General features: G+C 56.9%; 10 protein-coding genes. 4 read left to right on the forward strand and 6 right to left on the reverse strand.

What is annotated here, in order from left to right; translation table 11 throughout:
- Window positions 1-13 precede the first annotated feature (13 nt).
- Window positions 14-709 (reverse strand): ABC transporter ATP-binding protein, encoded by a 696-nt coding sequence (locus tag G5533_RS07830; protein ID WP_421312760.1) that lies wholly within the window; start codon window positions 707-709, stop codon window positions 14-16.
- Between the two features lie 56 nt (window positions 710-765).
- On the opposite strand from G5533_RS07830, the gene G5533_RS07835 reads away from it, so the two are divergent.
- The gene (locus G5533_RS07835) at window positions 766-1,377 is read left to right on the forward strand and encodes an arylesterase (protein ID WP_421312759.1); all 612 of its coding nucleotides are present in this window, start codon (window positions 766-768) and stop codon (window positions 1,375-1,377) included.
- A gap of 17 nt (window positions 1,378-1,394) precedes the next feature.
- On the opposite strand, the gene G5533_RS07840 is transcribed toward G5533_RS07835, so the two are convergent.
- Complete coding sequence (locus G5533_RS07840) at window positions 1,395-4,850, reverse strand: hybrid sensor histidine kinase/response regulator (protein ID WP_421312758.1); 3,456 nt, start codon at window positions 4,848-4,850, stop codon at window positions 1,395-1,397.
- 344 nt (window positions 4,851-5,194) lie between these two features.
- Between G5533_RS07840 and G5533_RS07845 the strand changes: the two genes are divergently transcribed.
- From G5533_RS07845 to G5533_RS07855, 3 genes are read left to right on the forward strand one after another with little or no spacing between them, the layout of a single operon-like run.
- A complete protein-coding gene (locus G5533_RS07845) occupies window positions 5,195-5,806 on the forward strand; it encodes a DUF2975 domain-containing protein (protein WP_441254678.1) in 612 nt (203 codons plus the stop codon).
- A 7-nt stretch (window positions 5,807-5,813) separates the two neighbouring features.
- Window positions 5,814-6,023: a helix-turn-helix domain-containing protein gene (locus tag G5533_RS07850; protein ID WP_005348179.1), complete on the forward strand. Its 210-nt coding sequence runs from the start codon at window positions 5,814-5,816 to the stop codon at window positions 6,021-6,023.
- 7 nt (window positions 6,024-6,030) lie between these two features.
- Complete coding sequence (locus tag G5533_RS07855; protein ID WP_441254679.1) at window positions 6,031-7,248, forward strand: hypothetical protein; 1,218 nt, start codon at window positions 6,031-6,033, stop codon at window positions 7,246-7,248.
- Window positions 7,249-7,324: 76 nt separating this feature from the next.
- Here the strand turns inward: G5533_RS07855 and G5533_RS07860 are convergent, their stop codons facing one another.
- The 4 genes from G5533_RS07860 to tssI form a co-directional block, all read right to left on the reverse strand.
- A complete protein-coding gene (locus G5533_RS07860; protein WP_376902368.1) occupies window positions 7,325-8,479 on the reverse strand; it encodes a 3-phenylpropionate MFS transporter in 1,155 nt (384 codons plus the stop codon).
- Between the two features lie 396 nt (window positions 8,480-8,875).
- On the reverse strand, window positions 8,876-9,367 hold the full coding sequence (locus tag G5533_RS07865; RefSeq protein ID WP_441254680.1) for a hypothetical protein: 492 nt from the start codon (window positions 9,365-9,367) through the stop codon (window positions 8,876-8,878).
- Window positions 9,368-9,380: 13 nt separating this feature from the next.
- On the reverse strand, window positions 9,381-11,963 hold the full coding sequence (locus G5533_RS07870; protein WP_309506818.1) for a glycoside hydrolase family 19 protein: 2,583 nt from the start codon (window positions 11,961-11,963) through the stop codon (window positions 9,381-9,383).
- A gap of 9 nt (window positions 11,964-11,972) precedes the next feature.
- On the reverse strand, window positions 11,973-14,054 hold the full coding sequence (gene tssI / locus G5533_RS07875; protein ID WP_441254681.1) for a type VI secretion system tip protein TssI/VgrG: 2,082 nt from the start codon (window positions 14,052-14,054) through the stop codon (window positions 11,973-11,975).
- Window positions 14,055-14,213: the final 159 nt, after the last annotated feature.

Below are 14,213 nucleotides of genomic sequence, written 5' to 3' on the forward strand. Positions count from 1 at the left end.
GCAGCTCACCCCGTTACACCACATCATGGGCCACCTCGCGATCCAGTCTGCCCGCCGTCATGACCAGTTGCCGCTGGCAACGCTCGGCCAGCTGATGATCATGGGTCACTACCACCAGGGTGGTGCCGTGCTTGCGATTGAGTTCAAACAGCAGCTCGATCACCTTCTCGCCGGTCTTGCTGTCGAGGTTGCCGGTCGGCTCATCCGCCAGCAGCAGGCTGGGACGGGTCATAAAGGCGCGAGCGATGGCCACCCGCTGCTGCTCGCCGCCGGAGAGCCGTGGCGGCAGATGGTGCAACCGCTCGCCAAGCCCGACTGCCGCCAACAGCTCGCGGGCCCTCGGCTCGCAGTGGCGCTCGCCACGCAGCTCGGCAGGCAGCATCACATTCTCCAGCGCAGTCATGGTCGGGAGCAGCAGAAACGACTGGAACACAAAACCGATCTGTTCGGCGCGCAATCGGGCCCGCCCCTCTTCATCCAGCTCGCCAAGGGATTTGCCGAGGATTTCTATATTCCCCTGACTCGGCAGATCGAGTCCTGCCAGCAATCCCAGCAGGGTGGACTTGCCGGAGCCTGAGGCGCCGACCAGGGCCACCGTCTCGCCGCTATTGACTTGCAGATCGATCCCTTCAAGGATGGTGAGGCTTTCCTGGCCGAGGCGAACCGATTTGCCGAGGCCCTTGACGACAATAATGGGGGTTGAACTCATGCTCTGTATCCTTTGTTCCAATCCCTTGATGACAATCCATAGCGGGAGTTGAATTGATGGTGCGTATTCTGTTTGCCTTGTTGGTTGGCCTCGGCAGCCTGCTCTCGTCGGCTCAGGCCCAGACCCTGCTGGTGCTGGGAGACAGCCTGAGCGCCGGCTATCAGATGCAGGTTGAGCAGAGCTGGCCTGCCCTGCTCAACCAGAAATGGCAGGAAGAGGGGGGCAAACACACCCTGCTCAATGCCAGCATCAGCGGTGAAACGACACAAGGGGCGCTGGCCCGTCTGCCCGCTCTGCTGAAGGAGCACAAGCCGGACTGGCTTCTGATCGAACTGGGGGGCAACGATGGCCTGCGTGGCTTCGCGCCGACCATTACCCGCCAGAATCTGGCCAGCATGATCGCGCTCGCCAAGGAGCAGCAGACCCGTGTGGTGTTGACCCAAATCCAGCTGCCCCGCAACTACGGTGCCCGCTATCTGCGCCAGTTCGAACAGATCTTTCCCGAGTTGGCCCAGGCTAACGATCTGCCCCTGCTACCCTTCTTCATGGATGATATTGCGCTGCGCCCTGAACTTATGATGAACGATGGTATTCATCCCACCCCTGCGGCCCAGCCCAAGATCCGCGACAAGGTAGCCGGTTTTATTGAGCCCCTTATGGAGCCATAAGAAACATCTCCCCCTGTTTAACTCAGCAGCAGGCTGTTCATCAGGGCCCGCAGTTTGAGTGGTTTGACCGGTTTGCTGATGTAGCCATACCCCCGCTCGCGGATCTGCGCCTGCAGCTCGCTCTTGCGATCGGCGCTGATGATGATGCCTCCCAGTTCATCGCCACACACTCGTTGCAGCGCAGCGAGCGCCTCCAACCCGGTCTTGCCATCGTCGAGGTGGTAGTCAGAGAGCACCAGTCTCGGTACAAACCCCTCCGCCACCAGCGCCTCGGCTTCGGCCAGATCGACGGCGCAGCGCACCTCGCAGCCCCAACGGCAAAGCAGGGTGCTCATGGCGGTCAGAATGTCCCGCTCGTTGTCGATGCAGAGCACGGCCACCCCCTCCAGCTGGCTGTCGCGCGCCACCGGCGCCGCCAGCTGATGGGCCGTGACCGGCCGGGTCGCCAGATTGAGGGTCACCGCAAAGACCGATCCCTTGCCCGGCCAGCTCTGCAATGTGAGCTGATGACCGAGCACCTGCGAGATGCCACGGGCGATGGCGAGCCCCAGACCCAGCCCCTGCTCCTTGGCGGTGCGGGAGTGATCGAGGCGGGAGAACTCGTCAAAAATAGCCTCCTGCTTGTCCTGCGGGATGCCGGGGCCGTTGTCCCATACCTCGATGCGGATCTTCTCCCCCATCCGGCGACAACCGAGCAGCACCCGGCCACCCGGGTTGTAGCGAAACGCATTGGTGAGGAAGTTCTGCAGCACCCGACGCAGCAGCCGCACATCGCTGTGTACCGCATGCTTGCTCTCCACCACCGAGAAGTGGATCCCCCCCGCCTGCGCCAACACGCCAAACTCAGCCTTGAGGTTGTCGAGCAGATCGCGCAGGGCAAAGTCGAGCTTCTTGGCCTTGAACTTGCCCGCTTCGAGCCGCGAGATATCAAGCAGATCGGTGATGAGATCCTCGGTCGCCCCCAGCGCATCGTCGATATGGCGGGCGATGCGGGCCTGCTCGCCAGCATCTGGCAACATCTCCAGCAGGGAGGAGGTAAACAGCTTGGCAGCATTGAGGGGCTGGGTCAGATCGTGGCTGACCGCCGCCAGAAAACGGCTCTTGGATTGATTGGCCCGCTCCACCTGCTGGTTCACCAGCAGCAGCTGGCGGTTGAGTTCGGAGAGCTCACGGGTGCGCTCGGCCACCCGTGCCTCCAGATGTTCGTTCGCTTCGCGCAGCACCCGCTCCGCATCGCGAAACGGGGTGATGTCGGTAAAGGTCATGACGAAACCACCGGCGGGCATGGGGTTGCCCTGCATCTCGATCACCCGCCCGTCCGGGCGCTCCCGCGCCGAGATATGGGCGCTGCCGCGTTTCATAAAGGCGACGCGCCGCGCCACGTGATCCTCGATATCGCCGGGGCCGCAAAGCCCCTGCTGCGCGTTGTAGCGGATGATCTCTTCAATGGGGCGCCCTGCCTGAATAAGCCCCGGCGGATAGTGGAACAGCTCGATGTAGCGGCGGTTCCAGGCGACCAGCCGAAGCTCCCTGTCCACCACCGAGATCCCCTGCCCGATATGCTCAATCGCCCCCTGCAGCAGGCCGCGGTTGAAGCGAAACACGTCGGAGGCCTCATCGACGATGGTGGCGATCTCCTCGAGCTGCATGTTGCGCCCCTGCAGGGCAGAGGCAAGCACCAGCCGTGCCGACGAGGTGCCAAACACCCCCGCCAGCAGCCGTTCGGTGTGGGCAATCAGCTCGGCCGAGGCCTGCATCTGCGGAGCAAGGGTGCCGCCCCGCTCACCGGCGAAGCGACCAAAAGCGCGCTTGACCCGGCTTGAGCCGACAAAACGAGCCGCCAGCATCTCCAGCTCCTTGACCGAGACCCGCGCCTGATAGAGGGCGGCGGTATCGCGGCTCGGCTTGCCGACAAAGTTGGCCGCCTGCAGCCGCTCGCTCACCGCAGGGCGCGACAGAAGCGAGCCTGCCACATAGCCGAGCAGGTTGAAGAGCAGGCTCAGGAAGATGCACCAGGCCCCGAGACTCAGCTCGCGAAACGCGGGCCAGTCCGGCGGCGCCAACAGTTCAGCCAGCGGTGAACCGGCCAGCAGCCCGCTCTCCACCAACAGGGTGACGAACCAGAGGCTCACCCCGAGGCTCAACCCAAGATAGACCCCCTTGCGATTGCCGTGACGCCAGTAGAGACCGAGCAGCAGGGCCGGCGCAAACTGGGCCACCGCGCCAAAAGAGAGATAGCCGATACGGGAAAGACTGGTGAGATCGCCGAGCCAGAGGTAGAGCCCCCAGGCCGCCAGCAAGATCAGCAGGATGGCGCCACGGCGCACCTGCAACAGCAGCCGTACCAGCCGCTCGTCACGCCCCTGCCGCCAGAAGCGGCGCAGCAGCACCGGCAGCACCAGATCGTTGCTCACCATGATCGCCAACGCGATGGTGCAGACGATCACCATGCCGGTGGCCGCCGAGGTGCCGCCGAGAAACGCCAGCATCGCCATGCCATCGAACCCGAGTGCCATCGGCAAACTGATCACATAGGTGTCGGAGGCCATGTCGGCCCCCACCCACTGCTTGCCCGCCAGCGCCAGCGGCCAGATAAAGAGCCCCATCACGAACAGGTAGAGCGGGAAGATCCAGCGCGCCCAGTGCAGATCCTGCCCCTGATTGTTCTCCACCACAGTCACATGAAACTGGCGCGGCAGGCAGATGACGGCGCACATCGCCAGCACCGTATAAATGGCAAGCTCCAGCAGGTTGCCGGGGCTTACCGCCACCACCTGCGCAAAAAAGTCGCGGGTCACCTGTTCGTGAGCTTCGCCCGGTTTGCTCAGGATCAGCCAGAGGGCGAAGCCCCCCACCGCGATAAAGGCCAGCAATTTGACCACCGACTCGAAGGCGATGGCTACCACCATCCCCCTGTGATGCTCGGTGGCATCGAGATGGCGGGTGCCGAACAGGATGCTGAACAGCGCCAGCAGCAGAGTGACCCCGAGCGCCAATTCGCTGGTGTTGCTGGTCGGGCTGATGCCGCCGCTGTTGACCATCAGCAGATCCAGCCCGGTAACGATGGCTTTGAGCTGCAACACCAGATAGGGGAGGATCCCCATGATGGCGATGAGGGCGATCACCATGGCAAGCCGCTGGGATTTGCCGTAACGGGCGGCGATAAAGTCGGCTATGGAGGTGATGTGCTCGCGCTTGGCCACCAGAATAAGGCGGGCCAGTAGCCGCCAGCCAAACAGAAAGACCAGCATGGGGCCAAGGTAAATGGGCACCGGTGACCAGGGGGATTCACTCGCCTGCCCCACTGTGCCGAAGAAGGTCCAGGAAGTGCAGTAGACCGCCAGCGACAGGCTGTAGAGCAGCGGTTGCCCCTTGAGACGGTGCCGTTTGTGCTTGTCTGCCACGAAGGCGATCAGAAACAGCAGCCCAAGATAGGTGAGCGACAATCCGATCAGCAGCCATCCCTGGTGCATCGATAACCCCTTGTAGATGTTGAGCTTTTGTATACAACCTCGCCAGTCTAGAGAGGCGACAGCCAAAAGTCATCCCCCTGCAGTCAGATTGAATTTATCGTTTTTCAATAAATTTAGCCTTGACACTATATCGTAAAACGATAAACACTAGCGCCGGTTTATTGATAAACAATAATTTCATGCGCGCACGCTCCAGCTTTCTCTTTCAAGCAAGAGGTGAAACGATGAAACACCACACGCTCGGACACATCAGCGACCTCATCGAATGGTTCCTGCTGCTGACCCTGCTGGCAGCACCGTTCATGGCCCTAATCTTTCTGTCACATTCCATCTGGAGATAAACGATGAAACACAACAAGCTCGAACGAATGAGCGGCCTGATCGAGTGGGTTCTGCTATTTGCACTGGTGGCCACACCACTTATGACCGTCATGGGAGCCTGGTCACACCTGTTGGGTGGCAACGACTATCTGCATCAGGAGCTGGTCGATGCCCTGGCAGTGAATGACGGTTCCACACTCAGCAATGTCCCACTGAACATGCCCTCGCCAGTAGTGACCACTCCGGCCCCCTCGATTGCCGACTACTCCCTCAGTATGGGAACCCGCCTGCTGGCGACCCTGGTCATGCTGCTGCCTGATGTAGTTTTCATGCTCATCCTGTGGCAACTGCTCCAGCTGTTTCGTGGCTATCGACGCGCTATGCTGTTCACCTTCGGCCAGATCCGTCGTTACAAGATGATCGGACTGCTGCTGTGTGCCAGTTTCATCGCCGAGATCATCACCACGCCACTGCTGGATATAGTGCTCACTCTGCATGGCCCTGAACTGTACTGCACCATCAATATCAGCTCCTCAAACTTTCAGCTGCTGCTGGGTGGATTGATCGTCTCGGCGCTGGCACGGGTCATGCGCGAGGCCAAACTGCTGGCCGATGAACAGCAACTGACGGTGTGAGGATCCTATGCCCATTATCATCCGCCTCGATGCCCTGCTGGCAGAGCGCAAAATGACCGCCCGCGAACTGGCCCAGCGCATCGACATCACCGAGGCCAACCTCTCGATCCTCAAGAATGGCCACGCCAAGGCGGTGCGCTTCTCCACTCTGGAGGCCATCTGCCGTGAACTCAATTGCCAGCCCGGCGATCTGCTGGGCTACGAGCAGGAGCGCTAACCCTCTTATGAGTCGTCATATCACCCTGTTTGCCCTGTGGCTGCTGCCGCTGTGGGCCTGCGCTGGCAATGACGCGAGCGGCCCCCGCTATCTTATCGAGCAGGGCGCCAGCGCCAATGTGCTGCAAGTGCGCCTCTCCATGCAGGGCAAATCTCCCTTTACCCTGCTCCCCGCTCGTCAGTTGCCGGGCAGTGCCACGCCGGTTTCCCCCGCGCTGATCTGCCTTGCAAACAACCAGCCGGTTGCCCTCAACCAGCCCTTCTCTTGCAAAGAGATCGGCTGGCAGATCACGCTCACACCGGCTCCGGCAGAGGGTGCTGATGCCTCGGCCCAACAGTCGCTGCTGTTTGCTCCCAATCAGTGGCTATTGGCCGAGTGGGGTAACTTTGTGCGCCAGATGGGGAGTCGCCAAGGAAAGGTTTGTCTGCCGGATGGCAGCTGCCAACCACTGCCGGATGTCAACCAGCCGCCGCTGATCCTGCCGTTTGGTCTGGACACAGTGCCCGTCACCAAGCCAGATCCGCGGCTGGTGCTGAGCCATGACGAGACCGCCAACCAGCTCGATCTGCCGGCCTTGCAGCAGCAACTGAATGAGATCATCGACTATCTGGCCTTCCAGCTCGATGTGGATCCGCCCACTCACCCGTGGCAACTGGTGTGGCTGGGGCGGGATGTGGCGACCCGCTCCCTTGGCGGCGCAGCCGGAGATCAGGTGTTTGTCGCCAACTACCCCACCGAGGCTGGCAAGCCGACGCCACAGGCCCCCTTGCGCCTGCTGCGCACCTCGGCCCACGAGGCGGTGCATATCCTCAGCGCTCGCCGTACTGCTCCACAGCCCACCTGGGTCAACGAGAGCCTCGCCGAATACCTTGCCATCAAAGCGCTGCGCCGCTTTCGGCTGCATCAGGTCACGGCGGTCAACGAGCTGGCCGAGCGGGGCAAACAAATGCCCCATCGCGAGAGTGGTCTCTATCGGGCGGCTCGCGAGGTGCTGGCGGGCGATCGCTCCTACTACCCGCTCTTTTACGTCAAGGGGAGCGCCTTCTGGGAAGCGCTGGAGCGGGAGCTGCAACACAATGACGTGACGCTGGCGCAACTGCTGCCCCAACTGGGCTGGCTGCCGGATGGCCGCTTTGATGCTGCATCCAATGAGCTGCTTGCTGGCACCATCGGCTCGGATACCTGGCGCCGCCTCAGCCGCCTCTATCTGGGCGAGCAGCAGTAACAGCGCAACCGCGACAACGAAAAAGGGAGAGCCGTGGCTCTCCCTTTTGTTAGGTGATGATTCAAATAGACAAATATCAGGCTGGAGCCCTCTCCTGCGCAGACGGCGCAAAGGGGCGCAGCCGCAGGAAGAACACCGGCAAGACCACCAGCACCATCAGGAAGAAGATGCCGCCGCCGAGAGGCTCGAACAGCACGCCGCAGAGTGCCATCAGAGCCGCCACCGTCATGCCGAGGCCTAGGGCCGCATAGAGCGCCTGGGTCGGGATCAACTGCTCGGCGGGCAGCTGGCGAGTCATAAAACGCACCGCCCCGAGATGACTCATGCCAAACGTCACCGAGTGGAGCAACTGCCCCAGCACCAGTACCCACAACTCGGTCGAGGCCCCCAGCAATACCCAACGCACCACACAACCGATGGCACCGGCGATAAAGAGACTCTGGGCGCCAAAGCGTTGCAGGAAACGCTTGTCGGCGGCGAACATGCAGATCTCCGCCACTACCCCGAGCGCCCAGAGATAGCCGATGATAGTGCCGCTATACCCTTGCGCCTTCCAGTAGATGGCGCTGAAACCGTAATAGGCGGCGTGGCTCCCCTGCAGCAGAGCTGTCAGCAGCAGGAAACGGCGCACCGATGGGCTGCGCAGGGTTGCCAGCAAGGATGCCTTGGCGCGCTCGCCCTGACTATCCTGTGGCGCCGGATAGAGCGGCAGCCAGCTGAGCAGCAGCATCAGCGCCAGCCCCGCCACCATGGTGTGCAAAATCCAGTCACTACCGAAGTTGCCCACCAGCGCCCCCACCAGGGTAGAGGCGACAATAAAGGCAAAGGAGCCGCACAGCCGCACCTTGCCGTAATCGAGATGGGCCTGCACCACCATGCGGGTCGCCAGCGCCTCCCCCACCGGCATCAGGGTCGGATAGATAAAGTTCGCCAGCAGGGTCAAGCCCACCAGCCACCAGAGGTTATGACTGAGATAGAAGCCGAGAAACGCCAGCAGACTGAGCAGGGAGAGCAACCGGGTAACCGGCAACAGATGGCCCGCCCCCTTGATCTGCCCCATCACCATCAGGTTGCCGGCAAAGCGGATCGCCATCCCCGCCCCCAGCAGGAGACCTATCATCTCGGCGCTGACGCCCACCCCCTCCAGCCAGAGCGACCAGAACGGCAAGTAAGCACCGTAGACAAAATAGAAGGCGCCGAAAAAGAGCGCTAACCAGGAAAACGCGGGCATAGATCCTCTGCAATCGGATGACGGGAGCAGAATGATAACCCATCCTCCCCCGCAGATCCCGATGGAAACCCTGCGCAGAAAACGAAAAAACTTCAATAAAATTGAACTATTACCGAAGAGGTGGGGTCTACCTGGTAACACCTCCTCCTGGTTAGTGTTGCAATCCTTCCACCCGCCCATGGCGGGTTTCTTTTTATTTGCTACAGCCGACCTTGCGGATAATTTGACCATTGTCACAAATAATAGAATGGCTAGCTACCCCCCTACCACACACGAAGATGGGGCTGAAATTGATACAGCAGGAAATATACACTAAAGTAACGCAAACCAGACAATTTGCCGATACCGGTGTCTGGTAATCACTAGAATCGAACTCTTATTTTATTCGCATCTGCCCTAGTTATATTTCCCCATTAAATATTTCTTTACTGCCGAAGCGGCATTAAATCTATAACTTCCATCACCGGTACCATCTTCTGTTCCATAAAAAGATGCATCATTATTTTTTTCTTTATCAAGCACATAAATCCCGCTTTTGTTTTTTTTATACATCGTCACCTGATAATCTGTTTGATCTATCCCCTCAGCCTGATGTTTGTTATACCAAGAAACGATTGTGCCAATATAGTTTACACCTCCCAACCTAGCAAAAAAAACACTCCTAACATTTGGAAAATCACCATTGATACATAACTTATCCATAACATAGGATGTCTTATTGCCAGATACGATTAGGTTTACAGGACAATCTTCATCGCTACTTTTTTCAACACTAATAGAATCAGTGTCATGACTTATTTTATAGGGACCTTGTATTACCTCTCCCGCATAAGAAAAAAAGCATACAAAAGAAGTGCAAATAACAAAAAGACATTTACGTATACTCATGAAAACCACCATTCTATTCATTACTTTTCTTTATACCAATTACAGAAGCAACAGAATTAAATCTCATTAGTCTATCAGCATATCCATTCTTCCCACCATTTACAATTTTAGTTACCTCACTAACAGTCCCTGTAGAAGCGACCTTATTTAAATCTTTTTTATATACAAACCAGAAGAAAAATGCTGATTCGGTAGCATATCTAAGTTCAAGCACATCATCAGGAGAAAGCACAAAATCTTTTAAATCCTCAGGGTTTCTTTTATTGTGCTCTTTTGTGAATTTTTTATATGCATCCTTGAATGTGATTTGAATTAATCCCCTGCCGCGATATTTATAACCATCACCCGATGCTTCATCACCATTACCGCTTCCCTCTCTACTAGCATAAACATAACTTCCTAGAGCCTCTGGGTTAAATGCATACTTGCTCTCTTCTGTCCAGAGTTTCGGTCTTAACCTTCCCTCAGTAGCATCATCCTTCAAAGGATCATAATTTTTGGGCCCACCTTTGCAACCAAAAATCCTCCTCATACCCTTAGGACTATATTTTAAATTCTCACTAATTGGAACAAAGTTAGATTCATGGCCGACTTGAGATAAGAAGTGAGCAAGCGTTCTCATATCTCTTAAATTATAAATTCGAGCGTATTCATTTAAGTATGGAAGAATTTTTTCACAATTAACTCGCCCTTGGTTCAAATTGGCAGCAAATACCATTTCAAATGTGATAAGGTTGTTTTCTATCTTATTCATCAATCCGATTATACACATCGGATGAAAATGCCATATGTTTTCTCCAAGCTTTAATTTAGCTGCACTCTGCATCCACTCCAGCTTATCGATACGCTGCTTTTCATGATCAACTAATAAATCAAAGTCTGGCAGGCCAATCTTGGTCATAAGATTATCCAACCATTCATAGCTACTGGCTGATGATTTTTCGTACCATTCACTGGGATGCTTCACAATTAGATTATGAAGTTGTTCGGCATTACCGTTATTTTGTAGAGCGGTCTGTATCTCTTCGCTGCTAAGCTCACCACTCTTATCAGTATCGAAACTTTTTACCAATTCGGTAAAGAAGGTAGAGGGCGCGTCAGGATCCAGATAGCCGTCGGAGTCTGAGCCATCGACCTTTTTAAAACCGATCTTCAACCAGTCATGCTGACTCAATAACTCAACTTGCTCTTTCTTGACATATTTATCTGATGAGACACAGACCCACTCCTGCTTGGCAGCATCCTTTTCCAGCTTGGGTGATTCAACCAGCACTTCCTTGCTTTTATCCTTGGTCGCCATCCACTTGGCTTTGCCTGCCTCACTCTTCTTCTCATGGAGGATCAAATCGGCAGGCACTTTGGCATAGGTTACACCACCTTTCGTTCCCGCCTTGTTGGCCAGAACATCGTCCAGACGGGGATCCTGGGTGAACACCTCAAGATGGACCTGATGCTTGCTTTGCTTGCCCCCAATCAGGGACCCCGGTGTTTCCACCAAGCCGAGATAGCCTATGGTTTCACCCGCAGCAATTGCCACGGGAGATGGCAGCACATATAGCTCGTCGAGATGGGAGGGGGGAAGCCTTTTAGCTTTGATAAATTCATCTTCAACGCACACCCAGGCGAGACCACAATTCCCCTGAGCGCCACTCCCACTCGGCATGACATATTTGCATCTGGCCATTTTGCGCGCTTTATCACCAATCCAATGGAATTCGAGTTGGTGGGCATCATACTGCAACTTGGTGCCAGCAGGCAGTGAGACATTGCCACTGCCAGCCATCAAGCGACCACTTTTATCATCCAAGACAGGATCTGCACGCCCAGTCATGTCCTTCAATAGCTCTGCATCTATCTGATCGAATAGCCAGGTGGGCACATTGGGCTTGATAAAGGTCACGGCATCCGGGCTATTGGCGATCCAGACTGAACTCCCTTCACTGACCAGTACACCCGCCTTTTCAGCCTCTTTTATCTGGGCATTGGACAGCTTGCTCTTGATGGTCACCTTGATGAAATCATACTCCTTCCCCCCAACACTCCCCTTTTTGGAGGGAGTGCTGTTATCCATCTCCAGTTCAGTATCCTTAGGCAAAGTGAAACGGGGCAAGGCAGCATCGGCACGTAGCTGCTCTGCATCAGGATTCGAATGGGGGACGGAATTGCGAGCATTCCAACCCTTTTTCAACACCAGCTTCTCGGTGCTTTGGTACTTATCCCAAGGCAACAGGTGCATATAGAGCGAATAAAAGGTGAACTCGTTTTTAGCTTTTGTTTCTGCATTGATTTCACAATATTCGTGTTGGACCAAGCAGAAGCAGTTGGAATAACGCAGTGACTCTCCCTGAAACTCAGAGGTCAGATAATCCTTCATCATCCGAAAAGCAACGACTTTGCCGTCAGCAATGGCTCTGACAGGATATTTATCCTTGCACCAGGGGGCACTCTGATCGCTGATATGAATACCTCCATGCCATTTGTTGTGATTGCCAAGGAGATAATGACCGGACTTTTCGCCATTAATAAGTACTGTCAGCGCTTTGACATCTTTGAACTCTTCCCCTGTGGCTGTGAGGATGGGAAATGCAAACTTCATGCTTTCTCCTTATTCAGAAAAGAGATAGAACGCAGCGGGCTTCTCTTCTTTCAAAAGTGCCTCCATCGCCTTCTCGGTGGCAATCGCCTTGACCAGTTCAACCAGTTCCGGAGCTTTGACCACCTCGACCCCTTTGGGAGCAACGGGAGCCTGACCTGCCCAGCCAGAGCCTGCTCCTGGGCTGCCGCCGGCATTGAGTTTGATGGCGGGGCCCACCAGCTTGATGCCGCTCGGGTCAACTTTCACAAAGCTGCCCCCCCCCTTGAGGGTGATCTCGGAGCCCGCCTCTAGCACCAGCTTGTCACCCACCTTGATATGCACCTCTTCACCCGCTTCCACCAACAGGGATTGACCCAGTTTCTGGTGCAGGGAGGTATCCACCGTGAGCGAATAGTCCGCCTTGATGTGATCGCGTTTTTCACCTTCAACTGTCAGGTGGTCATTGCCGAGGCCGGGCGGAGCGCCATCCTTGCCCGGCACTTTTCTGATGCGAGTGACTCGCTCGTTGTCGATGTCACGATGCTCATCATGCTTGATGTGCCAAGCGGCATCGTTCTCGATGAGAACATTCAGGTCTTTCTGACCGTGGATATAAATCTCTTCCTGTCCCGCCTGGTCTTCAAAACGCAGCTCGTTAAAGCCCTCGCCCTGGTGGGTTTCGGTGCGCAGCACGGTGCGGGTCTTGTTAGCCGGTAAGTCGTAAGGTGGCCGGTTGGTGGCGTGATAGGTGCGCCCGGTCACGATAGGCTGGTCGGGGTCACCTTCCAGAAACGAGACGATAACTTCGTGGCCGATGCGCGGAATCGCCATCATGCCGTACTGGCCACCGGCCCAGCCCTGACTCACCCGCACCCAGCAGGAGCTCTGGTCGTTGGAGCTGCCGTAGCGGTCCCACGGGAATTGCAGTTTCACCCGGCCATGCTCGTCGCAGTAAATCTCCTCCCCCTCGGGACCCACCACCATGGCAATTTGCGGGCCATCCACCATCGGCTTGTGAGGTGCTTCCGGACTGCCGATACGGGCGCGCCAGGTGGTGCTCGCTTTCACTACGCCAAATTCGTTGTGGTAGACGGTAGGGCCGCTGCCGCCTTCTTCTTCCAAGGCTTGTGGCTGCTCACCGGTGTGGCAGATATGAACGATTTGCCAGTCGGTGTTGAGGCTGCCGTTCGGATGCTCGGTGAGTGAGAAGTGTTGACCTGGTAGCAATGCGGCGCTGTTGGATTTGCCACTGCCCACCACCGCATCATTGCGCAACGCATCGAGCCGGTGCTGGGCAAACGCCTTGCCGCTCGGGTCCTGCTTGTAGCGGCCCGGGTAGTCAAAGTGCTGATAGGTATCGCGCTGATGCTCGAGTTCTGCACCCTGCTTTTTATGGGAGAGACCATAGGCCGGCGTCTTGAAGCTGTAGTCTTTCAGCTCCACATCCGAGGGGCGCACCGCCTCGCGGTAGTGGAACTGGCGCACATAGGGGCCCTGCTCAAGCGAGCGGTTACCGAGGTTGAAGAAAAGCTCGGGGCCAGCGGTCAGGGCTGCCGCGTCGTCGGCAAAGACGATGCGGTGTTTGCCCTGCTCGAATTCGTGGAAGTAGAACAAGCCCTCTTCGGCTGCGAGACGATTCACGAAATCGAGGTCGGTCTCGCGATACTGGACGCAGTATTCCCGCTGGGCGTGTTCGTTTTTCAGGGCAAAGGCGTAATCGGTAATGCCATTCTCTTGCAGCAGGATACTGAGAATTTCATCGGGCTTTTGCGCCTGAAAGATGCGGGAGTTCTGGCGCAGTCCCAATCGCCACAGGGCAGGTTTGACTTGAAGGCTGTAACGGGTGCGGCGAAAGCCGCTGTCCCCTTGGGCAAACTCGCTCACTACCCCGCAGACCCGGCGTTGCAGCTCGCCGTTGTACCACACCATCAGCTCGCATGGCTGGTCCAGTACGGCGCCAAAGTCGACATCGGGCTGGCTACTTGCCACCTCCAGCTGCAGATTGAACGGCCGGTTCAGCCCCTCATCCAGCTGGAAACTCGCCACCACGAAGGTGCTCTCGGGCAACGCCCCCACCTTGACGGTAAATTGCAATCCGGTTTGATTAGCCATGGCTTTCCCCTCTTGTCACGGCCAAGCAGTGCCTGAGCCCTTGCCAACTCTCGCGCCCATACACGCCCTCGCCGCGCAGCCACGCTACCGCCCTCTCCGGTAACGCAAGGGCCACCAAAGATAAAGGGGTTAACAGGTTACGAGCGGTTCGGGTCTGCA

It is taken from the genome of Aeromonas sp. A600620 (genome assembly GCF_029479985.1).
In the GTDB taxonomy this organism is placed as follows: Bacteria; Pseudomonadota; Gammaproteobacteria; order Enterobacterales; family Aeromonadaceae; genus Aeromonas; species Aeromonas veronii_A.